Origin of the sequence: Clostridium tanneri (genome assembly GCF_033659955.1) — a bacterium.
GTDB classification, from domain to species: Bacteria; Bacillota; Clostridia; order Clostridiales; family Clostridiaceae; genus Clostridium_AM; species Clostridium_AM tanneri.
The window spans coordinates 1-18,593 of record NZ_JARUJP010000009.1 but is presented as its reverse complement, the minus strand read 5'-3'; the positions used below and the strand labels follow the sequence as shown (position 1 = coordinate 18,593).

General features: G+C 31.8%; 15 protein-coding genes. 13 read left to right on the top strand and 2 right to left on the bottom strand.

Going from position 1 to position 18,593, the window contains the following annotated elements; translation table 11 throughout:
- Positions 1-151: 151 nt before the first annotated feature.
- From P8V03_RS09245 to P8V03_RS09205, 9 genes are all read left to right on the top strand, one after another.
- Positions 152-613, top strand: coding sequence for a hypothetical protein (locus P8V03_RS09245; protein ID WP_261670123.1), 462 nt, complete (start codon positions 152-154; stop codon positions 611-613).
- Between the two features lie 211 nt (positions 614-824).
- Complete coding sequence (locus P8V03_RS09240; protein ID WP_318797954.1) at positions 825-1,490, top strand: B3/B4 domain-containing protein; 666 nt, start codon at positions 825-827, stop codon at positions 1,488-1,490.
- A 67-nt stretch (positions 1,491-1,557) separates the two neighbouring features.
- Positions 1,558-3,981: a hypothetical protein gene (locus tag P8V03_RS09235; protein ID WP_318797953.1), complete on the top strand. Its 2,424-nt coding sequence runs from the start codon at positions 1,558-1,560 to the stop codon at positions 3,979-3,981.
- A 39-nt stretch (positions 3,982-4,020) separates the two neighbouring features.
- The gene (locus P8V03_RS09230; protein WP_318797952.1) at positions 4,021-6,045 is read left to right on the top strand and encodes a Ppx/GppA phosphatase family protein; all 2,025 of its coding nucleotides are present in this window, start codon (positions 4,021-4,023) and stop codon (positions 6,043-6,045) included.
- 18 nt (positions 6,046-6,063) lie between these two features.
- Positions 6,064-7,779, top strand: coding sequence for a protein kinase domain-containing protein (locus tag P8V03_RS09225; protein ID WP_261670127.1), 1,716 nt, complete (start codon positions 6,064-6,066; stop codon positions 7,777-7,779).
- 21 nt (positions 7,780-7,800) lie between these two features.
- Entirely contained in the window at positions 7,801-8,463 is a 663-nt protein-coding gene (locus tag P8V03_RS09220) for a vWA domain-containing protein (protein ID WP_261670128.1), read from the top strand.
- Positions 8,464-8,477: 14 nt separating this feature from the next.
- Positions 8,478-9,455 carry a PP2C family serine/threonine-protein phosphatase gene (locus P8V03_RS09215; protein WP_261670129.1) on the top strand — a complete coding sequence of 326 codons (978 nt, stop codon included), beginning with the start codon at positions 8,478-8,480 and terminating at the stop codon, positions 9,453-9,455.
- Positions 9,456-9,484: 29 nt separating this feature from the next.
- On the top strand, positions 9,485-10,504 hold the full coding sequence (locus tag P8V03_RS09210) for a pyruvate kinase (protein WP_318797951.1): 1,020 nt from the start codon (positions 9,485-9,487) through the stop codon (positions 10,502-10,504).
- 70 nt (positions 10,505-10,574) lie between these two features.
- A complete protein-coding gene (locus P8V03_RS09205) occupies positions 10,575-11,210 on the top strand; it encodes a hypothetical protein (RefSeq protein WP_318797950.1) in 636 nt (211 codons plus the stop codon).
- A gap of 79 nt (positions 11,211-11,289) precedes the next feature.
- Here the strand turns inward: P8V03_RS09205 and P8V03_RS09200 are convergent, their stop codons facing one another.
- The gene (locus tag P8V03_RS09200) at positions 11,290-12,003 is read right to left on the bottom strand and encodes an HAD family hydrolase (protein ID WP_318797949.1); all 714 of its coding nucleotides are present in this window, start codon (positions 12,001-12,003) and stop codon (positions 11,290-11,292) included.
- A 264-nt stretch (positions 12,004-12,267) separates the two neighbouring features.
- On the opposite strand from P8V03_RS09200, the gene P8V03_RS09195 reads away from it, so the two are divergent.
- The 3 genes from P8V03_RS09195 (at position 12,268) to P8V03_RS09185 (ending at position 16,002) form a co-directional block, all read left to right on the top strand.
- Entirely contained in the window at positions 12,268-13,020 is a 753-nt protein-coding gene (locus P8V03_RS09195) for a DeoR/GlpR family DNA-binding transcription regulator (RefSeq protein ID WP_318797948.1), read from the top strand.
- Positions 13,017-13,928, top strand: coding sequence for a 1-phosphofructokinase (gene pfkB / locus P8V03_RS09190; RefSeq protein WP_318797947.1), 912 nt, complete (start codon positions 13,017-13,019; stop codon positions 13,926-13,928). The genes P8V03_RS09195 and pfkB overlap by 4 nt, the downstream gene beginning before the upstream one ends.
- Before the next feature lie 181 nt (positions 13,929-14,109).
- Positions 14,110-16,002 (top strand): PTS fructose transporter subunit IIABC, encoded by a 1,893-nt coding sequence (locus P8V03_RS09185; RefSeq protein ID WP_318797946.1) that lies wholly within the window; start codon positions 14,110-14,112, stop codon positions 16,000-16,002.
- Positions 16,003-16,115: 113 nt separating this feature from the next.
- Here the strand turns inward: P8V03_RS09185 and P8V03_RS09180 are convergent, their stop codons facing one another.
- Positions 16,116-16,976: a TerC/Alx family metal homeostasis membrane protein gene (locus P8V03_RS09180; protein ID WP_261670136.1), complete on the bottom strand. Its 861-nt coding sequence runs from the start codon at positions 16,974-16,976 to the stop codon at positions 16,116-16,118.
- A 411-nt stretch (positions 16,977-17,387) separates the two neighbouring features.
- Between P8V03_RS09180 and P8V03_RS09175 the strand changes: the two genes are divergently transcribed.
- Positions 17,388-18,551: an iron-containing alcohol dehydrogenase gene (locus P8V03_RS09175; RefSeq protein WP_318797945.1), complete on the top strand. Its 1,164-nt coding sequence runs from the start codon at positions 17,388-17,390 to the stop codon at positions 18,549-18,551.
- Positions 18,552-18,593: the final 42 nt, after the last annotated feature.

The following is an 18,593-nucleotide window of genomic DNA, read 5'->3' as shown; positions in this document are numbered from 1 at the left end:
ACATTTAATTGATTTAAATACATATATTTAGCTAATGGAGGTAAATATATGCATTTATATATCTTAACTATAATAATTTTAATCTTCCTGTGTCAAATATTAATCTACCTACATATTATAACTAGTGTAATTCTAATTAGGAGTGTTAAGAGTGTATTTTAGAAATGAAGACTTTTATTACGACTACGAAGATGTTGAAGAACTAAGAGACTATGAAGAAGTATGTCCATTTTATGAAATGTGCCAGCAGTATGAGGAAGATTTGCTTATGAGACAGGAATTTAATCAGCCTCCAAGACCAGGATTTCCGAATTTCCCACCACCTCCAGGACAAGGAGCTCCAAACTTACCACCACCTCCAGGAAGAGTTCCTCAAAAACCATCAGCAGGATTTGGAGGACCTGGAGGACCACAGACTTTTGCAGTTTCTCCAGGCTCAATTAGACGCTGCAGAAACAGATTCGTATATATATGGCTGAGAAATGGCAATTCTTTTTGGGCATATTTAACTAGAATTGATAGAACAACTGCCTCTGGATACAGATGGAATGGAAGAAGATGGGTTTACTTTGGCGTTGACTTAAGAAGAATCGATGAATTTGTTTGTAGATAGTAAATAATATATTTAACTTATAGAGTAAATTAAAAAGGACCTAATGCTGGCTATGGCATTAGGTTTTTTTATTTAATGCAGATAATATTTCATATTAATAGGAAAAATAAAAATTAGAAGAAAAATTAACAAAAATTTGATATAATTACTAGAATAAGATAAAATTAATGCAGATGCACTAAAGATTTATTACTAGGAAGGAGCTTAAAAAATGGTTGCGATAAAAATATCAGATGACATTAGAAGTGTACTTGGAAAAGTTCTAACAATTGGATATGTTGAAGCACAGGTAGAGGTAAAAGACAGTAATGAAAACTTATGGGAGGAAATTTCTACTGTTTGTAATAGAATTGCTGAAGATAATTCCCTTCAGGATGTTTTAAAAATAGAGAATATAGCTGCTGCAAGAGCTGCATATAAGAAGCTAGGAAAGGATCCTAGTAGATATAGGGTTTCCTCTGAATCTCTGGCAAGACGTGTAGTAAAGGGAAAAGGACTTTATAAGGTAAACAATATAGTAGATATTAATAATCTAATTTCAATAGCATCATTTCACCCTGTATGTGCTTATGATATGGATAAAATAGATTCAGAAATTTACTTAAATATTGGAGAAGAAGGAGACTGCTATGAAGGAATAGGAAGAGGAGATATTAATATATCCTGCTTACCAGTATTTCAAGACAGTAAGGGAAAGTTTGGAAGCACAACTTCTGATTCTGTAAGAGCAATGGTTACGAAGGATACAAAAAATTTAATTATGGCTATAGTCTCTTTTAACGGAGATAGGAATTTAGATAAGTATATAGAGTACTGTAAAGAGCTTCTAGTAAAGTATGCAGAGGGAAAAAATATTCATTCTGCAATAATTTCATAGAAAGCTGCTATTTTATAATACAGCTTAATGGGAAAAGTCATAATAAATTATAAGGTGTGATGGGATTTTGGGTAGGGAAATTATAGTAAATGGTAGGGCTTATTCAGAAGATGATTTAAAGAAGGCCACATTAGACAGTATTATTAAGATTTGCAAGGAATTAAAAATGAGTTTTCCGGAATACGGTCATCTTCTTTATAAAAGAAATGTTTTAATTGAAAAAATATTTCAAATAGCTGATTGTAATAGTGAGGATGTAAATAATAAGGGAATAGTTAACCAATCAATTGATTATGAAGAAGAGAAAAGCTTGGTAGATATAGACTTAGGTGAAGACACAACTAAAGAAAAGATAGATTTTTCAGAGGAAAAATCCATATTCTCTTTAGAGGAGCTCTTTAAAAGGAGCTTTAGAGAAGAAAAAAATAACGATGCTCAGGATTGTTACATAGAGGAAAATGAAAATATAGTAGAAGACAAGGAAACACAAGCAGAAATAGAGTGTCAATTTGAAGATAAGATACTACAAGATCTTCCAAAGGATAGTGATTCTAGAAGCTACAACTTTGAAGATTTAAAAGCATTAGATTACCGCTCTTTAGCAGATATTTGTTCAAGTTTGCAGTTAATAAAAGAAGAAACGGATGATTCCTATTACGGATATGATAGATCAGAATTAGCAATGATGATTTTAGATTGTCAAGGGAAAGCTTATGATGAAATCGAAGTTAGAAAGTATTATGATGAGTATTATGATGAGTTTGAAAAGGAAACCCTTTTAGAGAAAGTAGAAGAAAGAAAAAGCTCACATGAAAAGTACAATAATTCTACAGATTCTCTATCACAGAAAATTGGATACGACGGGGAGTTATATGTTAGCTTTACTTCTACTTCTATTTTGTTAAAAGTAGAAATAAGAAAAGAAGGAAAGTTTATCTATTATAATATACCAAATGTAATATATGTAGAGGACATATATTTAGATGAAGTAGATGTTCTATTTGGGGAGGATTTACAAAATGTCTTAAAAGATAAACTTTTGAAAGGAACATTTATAGTCAATTTTGATAAATGGCTTCAGGAACTTGGAAACAATGAAGAGAACAGTGAAGAAATTAGTACTATAGAAAGGCAGAAGGTTTTAAAAGCTTTCTTTAATAAATTAATAAGCAAGATAAACAATGACTTAAATATAGCTATCAGTTCTCTGTATATTTTAACAAAAAATAACTCAATTGCTAAAAAAATATTAGATGAATGTGATTTGAAATGTAAGTCGGTGGGTTCATTGGAACTAGATGATATAAGTGCAATTATTTATGAAATGAGTACAACGGATAAGAAAGCAGGTAGTAACAAGTATCTAGGAATAAATCTAGAGGAAAACAAATGTGAACTAGTTGAATATAGCAGTAATATGAAAGAAGGAGAATTTTCCTATATTTTAACTATAGATAAGAAAATATTAGAGCAAAGCTTTGTATTAAGTATTAATAGATTAGCGGAAAAAATAGCCTGTTATATGAAATACAAATTAGCAAATTCTTTTAACGATGAAAGTTCACTTTTCCTAGAATGTGAAAAAATATTTAGGAAGATAGACAATAATGAACCTTTGGAACACATTAATAAGGAGTTAAACCTGCACTTTGAAAAGGCTCAATTACTATTTCCAACAGACTTTAATCAGTTAGAGTTAGATGAAGATTACTACAGAATCAGAAATAACTATTATATATTAAAATTAGCAGCTTTAAACATAATGAACGGAACTGAAGGAACTATTAAATTAGAATTATATAGAAGAGAAAATCAATCTCTCCTAGTATATGAAAAGGAAATACTAATCAAAAGTGAAGAGATAAAAAGAATTATAGCTGGTGAAATGTACTTAGGAATTAAAAGCATACTACATGATTATAATGAAAAAGTTATTCTTGTAGGAGAAGAGTTTTTAGTACAAGCAGTGAGGGAGGTAGTAAAGGAATTTATACCTGGAAACATGGTAAAAAGTTCTTCAGTTTATGACTGTATTGAGGCTGCCAAAGAGTATTCTAAAGAAGTTATTAAAGGCACTATAGAAGCGGTAGTTACAAACCATAGAGAAAATATAAAATACATTGTTTCTACTAAGAATTTCAAGGGTGAGGAAGTTATTCTTATCGATGAGGAAAAAAATATAAACTACGTAATGAAAAATATGATGACCAATGAAGTGGAATTTTACTTAAAATCTGGCTGTGATAACCTAGAGGTAGTTAGTAACTATATTTTTAGAAACAAGCAATATACAAGAAGAGAAGAAACTTCATTAGAAAAGTATATAGAGCTATTTGGTATAGATAATATAGCCAATATTTCTAAAAACACCAATAAATTTATAATTAAATTAAATGAAAATAAAACAGAATTATTTGTTCTGTCAGTACAAAACAGAGATGATGTGGAGTATATAGGTGATTTAGAAATTTTTCATATATCAGAGAGCTAAGTTACAGTACTAATTTTAGTTGAAGAAAAAGGTGAAAATATGTTTAAAAATTTTTTTGGTAAATCATCAAATTATTACTATGATGAAAATGATAACAGGATAAGCAAAGATGAATTAGAAGAGATAGGTTCTGGTGGAGAGGGAACTGTATTCAAAACTAAGGATGATAAGATACTTAAGCTCTATTTCGAAGAGAGACTTACACAAGAGCTAGAAGAGAAGATTAAGCTCATGGTAAGTAGAAGGATAAGTTATTCTGGAATTTGTTGGCCAGAAAATATGGTTTTTAACCATGAAGGGAAATTCATTGGATACATCATGTGTAAAGCAAAGGGCTATGAATTACAGAAATCTGTATTCATGAAACCGCTTTTACAAAAAAGGTTTCCAGATTGGACAAGAGTCAATCTTACTAATTTAGCTATAAACATTCTAAAAAAACTGGACTTTTTGCATGAAAATCATGTAATAGTTGGAGACTTGAATCCGTTTAATATTTTGGTGAATTCTGAAGAGGAAGTTTATTTTGTGGATACAGATAGTTATCAAATTGGAGATTATAAATGTTCAGTCGGAACTCCTATCTTTACAGCACCGGAGATACAAGGAAAAAACTTTGGATCCTTTTTTAGAACAATTAACCATGAATATTTTGCTATAGCCACATTACTATTTATGATTTATCTTCCTGGGAAAACCCCATATTCTTTTCAGGGTGGAGAAGATGTTGTAGATAACATTATAAAGAAAAATTTCTCTTATCCCTTTGATGAAAGTGCTAATTTTTTAGCGCCAAAGGGACCATGGGAATTCATCTGGAATGAGTTATCTTATGAGCTAAAGGAGGCCTTTTACAATACTTTTAAGCTTGATACTAGATTGTCACCGAAAGAGTGGATTAAGTTATTAGAAGGTTATAAAAAGGAACTAGTAAATGACAACTATGAAAAACACATTTTTCCTGATTCCACTACTAAATACGTTGAAGATATTTCTGTTTCAATGAATAGAAGAAATGAAGGTTTTGGTGAAATAGAAACTGTTATTAATGAAAGTTTAAGATATGATCCTAATATTGCAGTTATAGAGTTAAGTACTAAAGCTGTAAAAATGTTAATTGGTGATTTAGAACAAATAAAGACTAGAGGATTTAATTTTAAGAGCTTTAAAAGAGAGGCCAAGCTTACCAATACAGGTAAGGGATTAGATGCTGAAAATAATATGGATTTGGAATTTTTTAAAGCAAAAGTAATACCAGTAATAGATCATTTTAAAAGTGCACTTAAGGCACACAGGGTAGATATTGTGTATACTGTAGCTACTGCAGCAATAAGAAGTGCTAAAAATAATAAGAATATACTTAAATTGATAAAAGAAGAGTGCGGTTTAAATGTTAAGGTGTTGACAAAGGAGGAAGAAGCAAAAGCTACTCTAGATGCTTTCATGTTTAGCGGCAAAAGTTATATTGAAGATACTGAACAGAGATTTATTTTAATCGACCAAGGGGGAGGCTCCACAGAAATAACCCTTTTTGAAAAGGGTAGAATATTAGAAACTTATAGCTTAGATCTAGGCACTGTTGTTTTAGAAAACAGACTGTTTGTAAATAACAATATAGATACAGATATAAGAAGAGCATTTAAGGAAGTTGATAAGCAGATTAACAACAAGCTAAGATACTATTTTCAGAAACACGCTCCCAATGCAGAAGATGCTACTTGTATAAGCGTGGGCACTGTAATAACAAGAGCTACTGGTAAGGCTACTAATAAGAGACAACATGGAACAAAAATAACTCTAGAATATATTGAAAATAAAATTAGAGAGACAGAGGATGAAATAGCTATAAAATATAATAGTGTCGGAGACGTATATGAGGCTATTCACGGGTCTACCGAAAAAAACGAGAATACTGCAGAAGATCTAGCAATAATGAGAATGGGACTATTTATGTACAAGGAGCTTATGAAAAGATTTAATATAAAAGAACTTCTAGTTAGCGGTACTGGATTATGGTATGGCGTTTACTATGATAAATATAAGGAAATTTATGAGTGTTCATAAATTGTGAGGTGAACAAAGATGAATCTTGATACAATTTTAAAAAAATACTTAATCTTTGTTGATACCTGTAGCTTTATGTGTGACCAGGCAGAGGTGTTTTTTCAAGGCAATTTTATTAATCAGCTAGAAAACCGTGGAAGAAAAATTTTAGTTCAATATAAGGTTGCAGAAGAAATAAACAGGCTGCAAGAAAGTAATAAGAAAGAAACTAGAGATAAAGCGAAAAAAGCAGGAACTTTGGTTAATAGGCTTATAAGAAAGCAACTAATAGATCCAATCGGTACAGAAAAGGATAAATTTGCTGATCACACTTTTTTAAAGGTATTTATGGATAAGGTTACTGAATTCAACATGTGTTTAATCACCCAAGATAGTAAGCTTGCAAATGCTATTTTGGCAATAAAGAATCAACAGGCGGTTTTTGGCAAAGACATACTAGTTTTTCGGATTAATGAAGATTCAAACTTAAGAGACTGGGAAGAAATATTTAAAAATAGAGAACAAAAAGGAAGGTCAGGAGACAATTCCTTTGACCGAACTGAAGATAACAAGGACAAAGCTAAGAGGCTTGCAAATAAATTGATATCTGCTATAGATAATGGAGTAAAAGCAAAAGAAAGATATCAATTGAAAAGTAATATAACCCCTGACAATAACAAACTTTTAGGAGTATTAAAGGTGCCAGAGTTAAATGATGTTGTATCCTCTGGTAAACATGGTATGTTAAAGTTGGTAGAGGAAATTGGCGATGGGGGAGAAGGAAAAATATATGTTACAGATAACGGATTGATATGTAAGATATATTACCAAGAAAAGCTAACTGAAAATAAAAAGGATAAGATTCTTCTAATGCTTCAATCGGATATATCTATAAAAGGCATATGCTGGCCTATAGACTATGTTACTTATAAAAACAACTTTGTAGGCTATCTAATGCATAGGGCTACAGGAAAAACACTACAAACAGCAATGTTTGTTAAACCACTACTTTTAAAGAACTTTCCTTATTGGACAAGAAAGCACCTAGTAGAGTTGTGTTTAAACATCTTAGGAAAAATCTACTATTTACACAGCAGGAATATCATAATTGGGGATATAAACCCAAACAATATACTAATTAAAAGTGAAAAAGAAGTATATTTTGTTGATACAGATAGCTATCAAATAGAAGCTTATCCCTGTCCAGTAGGTACCATTAATTATACTGCTCCAGAAATTCAGAGAAAAGATTTCAAAACTTTTTTAAGAACTTTTGAGCAGGAATACTTTGCAGTTGCTACACTTATGTTTATGCTTTTACACCCTGGAAAACCTCCCTATTCTCATCAGGGGGGAGGATCTCCAAGTGAGAATATAAGATCAATGAATTTTTCCTATCCTCTTGGAGAGCAGAGTAATAAAAAGGCGCCGGATGGACCTTGGAGATTCATATGGAGTAATTTGCCATACGCTACAAAGGAACTGTTTTATAATGTATTTAGAAACAATAAGAGAGTGGATACTAAAACATGGATTGAAAATATGTGTTACTACTTAGTGCTTCTTCAGTCTGATTTTGCCTCAGAAGAATTGTTTCCAACAGAATATAAAAAGGTGACCACTAACACTGTGGAGGCTACCTGTGTAATATGCAAAAAAATAGTTAAAGAAAATAAACATCATATAGATAAGTTGAAGAAGCTTAATAAAGATTATATATGTCCAAATTGCGGTTCAAAACTAAAGAATTCATAATTACTAGGAGGAGATTATATCATGGATTTAAGAGAAAAATTATTATTTGACAACCCAACTACAAGACTGCCAGTTTGCTTGGTACTAGATACAAGCGGTTCAATGTATGGAACACCTATAGCAGAGTTAAATGAAGGTATACACTTATTTTTCAAAGATGTATTAGAAGACGATGTTGCTAGATATTCAGCTGAAATAGCTATCGTTACCTTTGGAAGAGGTGGGGTACATAAGATAGTTGATTTTGACAGCATTGAAAATCAATCAATACCTGTTTTAGAAGCAGATGGGCTAACACCAATGGGAGAAGCTGTTAATGCAGGATTAGATCTGCTGGAACAGAGAAAGAAAGAGTACAGCAATGCAGGAGTTGAATACTTTCAACCTTGGTTGGTTATTATGACAGATGGAATTCCAACAGATGATATTGAAGATGCAGCAAATAGAACTAGCGACCTTGTAAAAAATAAAAAATTAACTATATTCCCAGTAGGGATAGGTGATAATTTTGATCCTACAGTACTTGCTAGATTTTCACCATTATTTGCACCACAGAAATTAAGAGGGTATGAATTTAAAAAGTTCTTTAAATGGTTAAGTAAGAGTGTAAGTAGAACTTCAACTTCCATGCCAGGAGAAAAAATAACGTTACCTCAGAGAGACTGGAATGAAGTAAGCTTATAAGAGAAGGAGAAACTATGGAAAAGCTAGAAATTGGACGTTGGAAAGTTGCTGGGGCATCAGTAGAAGGACTGTCCCATGAAAAGGATAGCACACCCTGCCAGGATAAAGTTGCTATGGCTGTTGATAACAGAACCGCTGTAATAGCTCTAGCTGATGGAGCTGGTTCTTGTAAGTTATCTCACTATGGAGCTGAAATAGTTGTAAATAAAGTAAAAACTATGTTTATAGATAGCTTTGACAGGGTTTATAATATGGATGCAAAAAGTGCAGCAAGATATATTATAAGTAATATTGTAAGCGAACTTAGGGAAAAACTTAAAGAGTTTGAGGGAGCAGTATTGAAAGACTTTTCTTCAACAATGTTATTTGTGGCTGTAAAGGACGATAGGTTCATTGCAGGTCATGTTGGAGATGGAGTCATTGGATATATTTCAAAGGATCAAGCTAAAGTTCTTTCGGAGCCAGAAAACGGCGAATTTTCAAATTCTACTTTTTTTGTCACCATGGATAACTCAGAAAGATATCTGAGGCTATCTAGAGGAACTATTGGAAATGCCAGTGGATTTCTTTTAATGTCTGATGGAACTGGAAGCAGCTTTTATGATAAAAAAACTAGAACCTTAGCACCAGCCTCAAATGCAGTTTTAGGTTGGTTAGATGAAAACTCAGCACTTGATGTGAATAAAGCTATCGAAAAAAATTTAAGAGAACTTATTAGAATGAAAACTAATGATGACTGCAGCATGGCAATCATGGTATTATGTAAGAAGAACTTGGATGAGTTCAGAGATAGGGATATTGAGTTTAAAAAAGACTTTTTAGAGCTAAGTGATGACAGGGCAGTAGAAAACTGTATTAAAGTCTACGAAGCAGTAAAAAAAAATAGGATAATTAAGAAAACTACCTTAAGAAGGGTGGCAAAAAGTATAAGGTTATCTAAAAAGATTGTATTTAGACATGTTAAAAGAATGGTCAATATAGGCATACTATAAGTAAAGTACTAGAGATGAGGTGTTAATAATTGCATATAGTTTGTTCTATTGGTTCATGGGTTAACTCAATAGAAGATGTAGATAAATTAGTAGAAGCAGGTATGACTGTACCTAGATTTAACTTTTCACATATTGATTATGAAAAGTCAGAGAAGCTTATAAGTGAAATAAAGAAAAAATATCCCGAGATGCCTATTTTTCAAGATTTACAGGGAAACAAGTTAAGGGTTTCGAAGCTATTTAGAAATCAAATTAAAGTAAATGAAGGTGATATTGTATATTTCTGCACTGAAGAACTATACAAAAAATATCAGAGAACAGATAAGTATACACTTATCCCTGTAGCTTATGAAGGTGAATTTAAAGATCTGCAAAAGGCAAGAACTATCTATATGAAAGATGCTACAATGGAATTTACCGTCCTTGGTAGAAATGAAAATGCTATTAAAGTACAGGTAAAAAAAGGTGGCATGGTCAGAGGAGAAAAGGGGATAAATGCTCCTGGCATGGATAGAAGTAAGCTTGGGTTAACAGAAAAGGATAAGAATGATATAAAGTGGGGACTAGACCGGGGGATAGATATTATATGTCTATCTTATGTAACTAGTGATGACAGTATTAAAGAATTAAAAAGCTTTATTAAAGATTATCAAAAATACAATAAAGATATAAAGATGCCTATAATTTGGGCCAAAATTGAGTGTAGAGATGCTGTAGAAAATTTTGATAAAATAGTAAAGGTAAGCGATGGCATTATGATAGGCAGGGGAGATCTGTTAGCAGAGTTGGAACTCCATGAAATTCCTTTAGCTCAAGATAAAATTGTTACAAAGATGAAAAAGAGTGTAAAGGAGCTAATTATTGCTACCTATGTATTAGATTCCTTAAAAAAAGGCAGTATGCCAACTATAAATGAAGTTAACGATATATATAATTTCATGAAAAATAAGGTTAATGGTTTTATGTTATCCGGTGAGGTAACTATTTCTAGAACCCCTATTGAAAATATCAAGCTTTTAAAGGATTTAGTTACAAGGTTTGAGAATTAAATAGTCTTTGAAGATATTATTTTTTATCAGCTTACTTTTTAAAATTTAGACTGTAAATTGCAATTAAGGAGTGGTAGTTATTAATTACTCTGAATTATTTAATAAATATAGAATACTAGTAGATACTTCCAGTTTTCTCTGTACTGGAGCAGAAGAGTTTTTTATTCATAAAGCTGAAAGGGAATTAAAGAATAGTAATAAAAAATTTATCATACAGTACAAAGTAGCGGAAGAAATAAATTTGTTAACTGATAGTGAAGATGAAAAGGCAAGAGAAAGAGCTAAGAAAGCGGTTAAGCTTGTTAATTATATGTATTTTCAGGGGGGAACTTTAGAGCACTACGGAACAGAAGAAGATTCCTATACAGATACGCAATTTTTAAAGATATTTACACAGTTTGGTAAGAACGCAGATTTAGCTCTTATAACTCAGGATAGATCATTAGCTAAGTCTATTCTAGGGATTAAAAATCAAAATGATATCACATCTACAAAAGATATAGCAGCTTTCAGAGTTTCCGATGATGGAAACCTAGTTAATTGGGAAGAATTGATAAAAGAAAAAAAAGTAAGAACTGTTAGTACAAGATGCTTCAACTGCCATAAATGGTTTAAGGAAAATAAGTGGTTTATAGATAAATTATACGACAACGGAAAAAAAGTATACTGTCCTGAATGCAAAAAATTATTTATACCTGTAAGGTAGATTTTTAATAAAAAGGGGTATCTCCAAAGGAGATGTCCCTTTTTGCTAATAAATTCAAAGAAGATTTATTTATATAGGACTAAAAATCAGCTCTTGGTAACTCTTTTACAAATTGGAAAAAGTCTTCATAATTTCCCTTGTAATCTGTAATTATAGCGTCTTCTGTTCTATGTAACATGTTATCTGTTATTAGATAAGTCTTCATTCCAAGATTTTTGGCTACAAGGTCTTCTTGCACGTCATTTCCAACCATAAGACATTCTACAGGAGATTTCTCTATATCTTTTAGTATTTCCTCGTAGTACTTTAACTGAGGTTTGCAGTAGTGATTGGTTTCAAAGGTACTTATATATGAAAATTCTTCTGGGTCAAAACCAGCCCAGCGTATTCTATGATAAATTGCTTTCGCTGGAAACATAGGGTTTGTGGCTACAACTATTTTATAACCTTTTTCCTTCAGTATTTTAACACTTTCTTTAATACTTTCAATGTTGTGAACTGCTTCTCTTACATTCAAGAACCTTGTATCATAAAATTCATCAAAACGATTCTTTAGAACAGATATATCGGCTTCCAATCTTTTCCCAAAGTCCTCCATAAAAACTTCTTCATTGGTTCTAAATTCAGTATTTTTAACCATAGCCTTTGTCGATTCCCAAATATTCTTTGCAAACTTTTCAGGTTCCATTATATCGGAAAAGGTATCTGTTAGTTCTCTAAAATATAGTTTTTCAAATAAAATCATATCCATAGAAAGTAGTGTTCCATCAAGATCAAATAAAATAGTATTCATAGTTGTCCTCCTTCATGGCTTATATCAAAATTTAAAGTAAGGGAGTAAGTGTATTTAGAAAATCTCCCCAACATATTAAATAATTTTAACATAATAATAATAGTATTACTACAAAAGGTATAGGTTTTATTATTATAACTAAAGGTGTTGAAGTGTTTTGAAGGATTTGTGAAAGTATTTGATTTAATTTGAATGAAATTGATTGAAATTTTGTTTTTTATCTATTATAATGTTTACATAAGTTATTTAAGAAGGTGATTATAGTTGTTAACAGAAGAAAGACATAATGTGATACTTGAGCTTCTCAAAGAAAAAGGCGTAGTAAAGATAAATGAACTTGTGGAAGCAACAAACACTTCAGAGTCCACCATAAGACGAGACTTAACTATATTAGAAAGTACAAACAGCATTAAGAGAATACATGGGGGAGCTACATTAACTAAGGGAAGACTCATCGAACAAACTTACCTTGAAAAGGAAGTTCAGAGCGTAGATGAAAAAAGATTAATCGGTAAATATGCTGCATCACTTGTAAAAGATGGTGATTGCATCTACCTAGATGCAGGAACATCTACCTTCGAAATGATTCAATTTATTGATAAAAAAAATATAATAGTAGTTACCAACGGACTTAAACATATAAATGCTCTTGTTGAACGAAATATTAACTCTTATATTTTAGGTGGAAAAGTTAAAGAAACTACAAAAGCAGTTGTAGGCATAGATGCTTTGAAAAGTTTAGAAAAATTTAGGTTTGATAAGTCTTTTCTAGGAATCAATGGAGTTCATTTAGAGCAAGGATTTACTACACCAGATTCAGAGGAAGCTATACTCAAAGAAAGTGCTATTAAGCAATCAAGACAAGCTTTTATTTTGGCAGATGACAGTAAATTTGGGGAGGTAAGTTTTGTTAAAGTAGCGGATTTGGAAAAAGCTATGATTATTACAAACTCTCGGATAGAAGATTATGAAAATTATAGTAAAAAAACTAAACTAAAGGTTGTGGTAGAACAATGATATACACAGTAACATTTAATCCATCTATAGATTATGTCATTGATGTTGAAGAATTTGAAAAAGGAAAAGTAAATAGAGTTACAAAAGAATATAAGTATGCTGGCGGAAAGGGAATAAATGTATCTAGGGTTTTAAAAAATCTAGATATTCAAAGCAGAGCATTTGGATTTATTGGAGGCTTTACAGGTAGGTTTATAGTTGACTCTTTAAAAAGTCAAGGTGTTGAAACAGACTTTATAGAAGTTAGTGGTGACACAAGGATAAATGTAAAGCTTAAATCAAAGGAAGAAACAGAAATAAATGGTGCTGGTCCAGAGATAGATGAAGAAGCTCTAAACAGGTTATTCAAGAAAATTGATAAATTAAGTTCTAAAGATTTTTTAGTATTAGCGGGAAATGTGCAAAAGTCATTGCCAATGGATATTTATTCAATAATTCAGCAAAAATGTTCGCATAAGGCAGTAAAGGTTGTAGTTGATACTACAGGAGAAGCTTTAATAGCTACATTAAAGTTTAACCCTTTTTTAATTAAGCCTAACAATCATGAACTGGAAGAAATATTTAATGTAAAAATAAACAGTAAAGAGGAACTAATACACTATGGTAATGAGCTTAAAGAAAAGGGAGCAGAAAATGTAGTTATTTCTATGGCCAGTGAAGGTGCATTATTAATATGTAATGAAGGTGTTTTTCATGCATCTGCTCCAAAGGGAATTGTAAAAAATTCAGTAGGCGCTGGGGACTCTTTAATTGCCGGGTTTATTGCAAGTTATTCTGAAAAATCAAGTTTAGTTGAAGCACTTAAATTTGGTGCTGCAACAGGAAGTGCCACAGCATTTTCAATGGATTTATGTAAAATGGAAGATGTAAAGAAACTGCTCACAGAAATAACCATAACTAAGTTATAGCACGCTGTGATTGTATAGATATAATATAGAAAACAATTTTATATCATCAGCTAAATCAGGCATACCTATGTTGTATAAGAATAATTAAGACTACCTTAGTTTAAATAATAAAGATTATGTAAAGGTGTACAAAGGTAAATTAACCATAAAAATTTAAAAATAAAACAATGCGGAGGTAAAAATGAAAATTACAGAGCTTTTAAAAAGAGATACTATTATTTTAGACTTAAATTCTAAATCTAAAGCAGAAGTAATTGATGAATTAGTAAATAAACTAGATACAGCTGGAAGATTGAGTAATACGGAAGAATATAAAAAAGCTATATGGAAAAGAGAAAATGAGTTCTCAACGGGAATAGGTGATGGAATAGCTATTCCCCATGCTAAAACTACAGCAGTAAAGGTTCCATCTATAGCCTTTGGCCGTTCTAAGGAAGGTATAGATTATGATTCTCTAGATGGTACTAATGCTCATATATTCTTTATGATAGCTGCAAGTGAAGGGGCACATAATGAACATTTAGAAACCTTATCAAGACTATCAAGCTTACTTATGAATGAAAGCTTTAAAGAGGGACTTGTTAATGCAAAATCAAAGGATGAGATATTAAATCTAATTGATAATCAAGAAAAAGTTTATTTACAAGCTGAAAGCAATAAATCATTGTCAACAGAGAAGAAAACTGAAGAAAAAAAGTTAATCCTTGCTGTTACTGCATGCCCTACTGGTATAGCCCATACTTACATGGCAGCAGATTCTCTTAAAAATAAGGCAAGAGAAATGGGAGTAGATATTAAGGTTGAAACTAATGGTTCTACTGGAGTAAAGAATAGATTAACTGAAGATGAAATTAGTAGAGCAGCAGCAATAATAGTAGCTGCAGATAAACAAGTTGAGATGGCTAGGTTTGAAGGTAAAAAAGTAATTCAAGTTCCTGTAGCACATGGAATTAAAAAGGCTGAAGAACTTATAAATAGAGGATTACAGGGAGATGAACCAGTATATCATCATAGTGGAAATAGAGAAACTCCAGCAGGAGACAAAAGTGAAAAAATAGGTTTTTATAAGCATCTCATGAGTGGTGTGTCAAATATGCTTCCTTTCGTTGTAGGTGGAGGTATACTAATTGCAATATCCTTCATGTTCGGTATTCATGCTAATGATCCAAAGGATCCATCCTTTAATCCTATAGCAAAACTCCTAATGGATATAGGTGGAGGTAATGCTTTTGCCTTAATGGTGCCGGTGCTTGCTGGATTTATCGGAAGCAGCATAGCAGATAGACCTGGTTTTGCTCCAGCAATGGTAGGTGGTTTAATTGCAGCAAACAATGGTGCCGGTTTCTTAGGTGGATTAATTGCTGGTTTTCTTGGAGGTTACTCTGTACTATTAGTTAAGAAGGTATTCTCCGGGCTTCCAGAATCTCTTGAGGGTATAAAGCCAGTTCTTATATATCCTCTACTTGGTATATTCATAACTGGTGCAGTTATGCTGCTATTTATAGTAAACCCTGTTAAAGCCATTAACACAGCAATGCAAACATGGTTAGGATCAATGGGAACAACTAATAGGGTTATTTTAGGTTTAATTCTTGGTGGTATGATGGCTGTTGATATGGGTGGTCCAATAAATAAAGCTGCCTTTACCTTTGGTATTGCAATGATTGATGCAGGAAACTACTATCCTCATGCTGCTATAATGGCAGCAGGTATGGTGCCTCCAATAGGAATTGCTATTGCAACAACTATATTCAAAAATAGATTTACTAAGGAAGAAAGAGATGCAGGTAAAACTAACTATATAATGGGCGCTAGCTTCATAACAGAAGGAGCTATACCTTTTGCAGCTGCAGATCCAGGAAGGGTCATACCTTCAGTAATTGTTGGATCAGCAATATCTGGAGCATTAACTATGATGTTTAATATAGGACTACCTGCTCCTCACGGTGGTATATTTGTAATACCAATAGTAAAGGGAAATCCATTGCTTTATATTTTAGCTATCCTAATAGGAGCATTTATTACAGCCTTTATGTTAGGGTTTTTAAAAAAACCACTGGAAAATAATGAATAGAAGTTATTACAAATAACTTGTCAAAGAAAAACAACAGAATAAAAAAGCAAAGGTATAATTTACTTACCTTTGCTTTTTCATTATAGTAATAACATAAACCTTATCAATTGTTCTTACCTTGCAATCTTTTCCTCAGAATTACTGGAATAGTCAGCTTCCTCTTTACTTTTAACTATTGAGGTTATAATACTAATCGTTAGAATAGAGAATATTGTAATCAAGGATGCTACTATAGATATTTCAATGTGGAAGAATAAAATTGCTAGTTTTATTCCAGTAAATATTAATATGCTGGCAACACCATATTTCACATAAGCAAACTTATTATGAAGCTTTTCTAAAAGAAAGTATAGGTTTCTAAGCCCTAGTATAGCAAACATATTAGAGGTATATACTATGAAAGGATCAGTAGTTATAGAAAATATAGCTGGTATAGAATCTATAGCAAAAATAATATCGGAACCTTCTACAAGCAGTAGTATAGCAAACAATGGTGTAGCGTATAGAATTCCATTTTTTCTTGTGAAAAATTTTTCCCCTTCAAGAGTGTCAGAAACAGGTATAATCCTATTAAGAACTTTTATTATTTTACTGTCTTTAAAGCTATCCGCATTTTCTTCATTTCGGAACATTCTAATTCCGCTAAATATAAGAAGCAAACCAAAAATGTAAAGAATCCAGTGAAATTTGTTAACAATAGTTACTCCTAATACTATGAATATAAGTCTTAAAATAATAGCTCCAATGATTCCATAAGTAAGAACTCTTTTCTGATATTCTTCCTTTATCCCAAAACTTTGGAATATTAAAAGAAACAAAAATAGGTTATCTAAACTTAGACTTTGCTCAATTACGTATCCACCAAGAAAAGCTAAAGCTTTTTCCGTACCCATGAAAAAGTAAATTCCAATGTTAAATAGCACTGCTAATCCAACCCAAAAACCTAAATGTAGTAGTGATTTCTTCGTTGACATAAAATTGCCTCCCTTATAAAAAATTTATGTTAACCTAGGACAAAATAAAAGGCTTTTAACATAATTCATATTGGGCTATGAACTATGTCAAAAGTCTTATAACCTGAAACAGGCTTACAAAGCCAGATTTATAACACTAAATCGAATTGTTGACTTCGTAATTTAAATTACTCCCTTTTAACAGAGGATTATTAAAGTTCTAAATTAATAATAGCTTAACTAATAAGGTTATGTCAAGTAAAAAATAATATATATAATAATTATAAATATTGCGATAAGTGGTGAACGATACTATGTTGCCTTGGTGTGATTTATATAGAAATACCATATTCTATAAATGAATAAATAAATTTTACAAGATAAAAATAATTAGGTAGAATTATAGTGAAAAAAAGAGAGGGGTTAGACTAGATGATAAATTTTAATTACAACATTCCTACAAGGGTTTTTTTTGGAAAGGATCAGATTAAGGTATTAGCAAAGGAAATAAAAAAATATGGTTCCAAAGTACTGTTAACCTACGGAGGTGGAAGTATAAAACGAACTGGTATATATGATACTGTAATACAAATTTTAAAGGATAATAATATTTCCTACTGGGAACTTGGAGGTATAGAACCTAATCCAAGGATAACCAGTGTAAAAGAAGGTGTTAAGATATGCCGGGAAAATGATATAGACTTTATACTTGCAGTTGGTGGAGGAAGTACCATAGACTGTTCAAAGGTTATTGGTGCAGCCTTTTATTATGAAGGTGATCCATGGGATTTAGTTTCAGGTAAAAGTAGAATAGAAAATGTTTTGCCAGTAGGAACTATTTTAACTCTTTCAGCAACTGGTTCTGAAATGGATGCTGGTGCTGTTATTAGTAATTTAGAAACAAAGGAAAAACTAGGTTGTGGTCATCCTGGAATGTTTCCTAAGTTTTCCATACTAGATCCTACATATACCTTTACCGTACCAGCAAACCAGACAGCAGCAGGCACTGCTGACATAATGAGTCATATATTTGAAGTATATTTTAATAAGACAGAAGGGGCTTATCTTCAAAACAGAATGGCAGAAGCACTACTTAAAACCTGTATAAAGTATGGGCCTATTGCTTATAAAGAGCCAGAAAACTATGAAGCAAGAGCCAATATAATGTGGGCATCTAGCCTTGCAATAAATGGATTGTTAACCTATGGAAAGGAGACAAATTGGAGTGTTCATGGAATGGAGCATGAATTAAGTGCATTTTATGATATAACCCATGGAGTAGGTTTGGCTATTTTAACTCCAAGTTGGATGAAACACGTTCTAGATGACAGTACAGTTAATTACTTTGTAGACTATGGAGTTAATGTTTGGGACCTAGATAAAGATGGAGATAAATTTGAAATAGCCAATGCTGCCATAGATAAAACAAGAGAATTCTTTACTTCATTAGGAATACCATCAACTTTAACAGAGGTTGGAATTAACTGTGAAAACCTAGAAATTATGGCAAAGGCTGCTGTTAGAAGGGGATCTCTAGGTAATTTTAAGCCTCTTAAAGCAGAGGATGTTCTATCTATATTTGAAGCTTCCTTATAAAAATTCTACTAGTGATATTTACAATTTAATACAAAAGAAAAT

Coding starts and splice junctions, on each gene's coding strand:
- P8V03_RS09240 (WP_318797954.1), top strand. CDS start 825: ATGGTTGCGATAAAAATATCAGATGACATTAGAAGTGTACTTGGAAAA.
- P8V03_RS09230 (WP_318797952.1), top strand. CDS start 4,021: ATGTTTAAAAATTTTTTTGGTAAATCATCAAATTATTACTATGATGAA.
- P8V03_RS09225 (WP_261670127.1), top strand. CDS start 6,064: ATGAATCTTGATACAATTTTAAAAAAATACTTAATCTTTGTTGATACC.
- P8V03_RS09220 (WP_261670128.1), top strand. CDS start 7,801: ATGGATTTAAGAGAAAAATTATTATTTGACAACCCAACTACAAGACTG.
- P8V03_RS09215 (WP_261670129.1), top strand. CDS start 8,478: ATGGAAAAGCTAGAAATTGGACGTTGGAAAGTTGCTGGGGCATCAGTA.
- P8V03_RS09200 (WP_318797949.1), bottom strand. CDS start 12,003: ATGAATACTATTTTATTTGATCTTGATGGAACACTACTTTCTATGGAT.
- pfkB (WP_318797947.1), top strand. CDS start 13,017: ATGATATACACAGTAACATTTAATCCATCTATAGATTATGTCATTGAT.
- P8V03_RS09185 (WP_318797946.1), top strand. CDS start 14,110: ATGAAAATTACAGAGCTTTTAAAAAGAGATACTATTATTTTAGACTTA.
- P8V03_RS09180 (WP_261670136.1), bottom strand. CDS start 16,976: ATGTCAACGAAGAAATCACTACTACATTTAGGTTTTTGGGTTGGATTA.
- P8V03_RS09175 (WP_318797945.1), top strand. CDS start 17,388: ATGATAAATTTTAATTACAACATTCCTACAAGGGTTTTTTTTGGAAAG.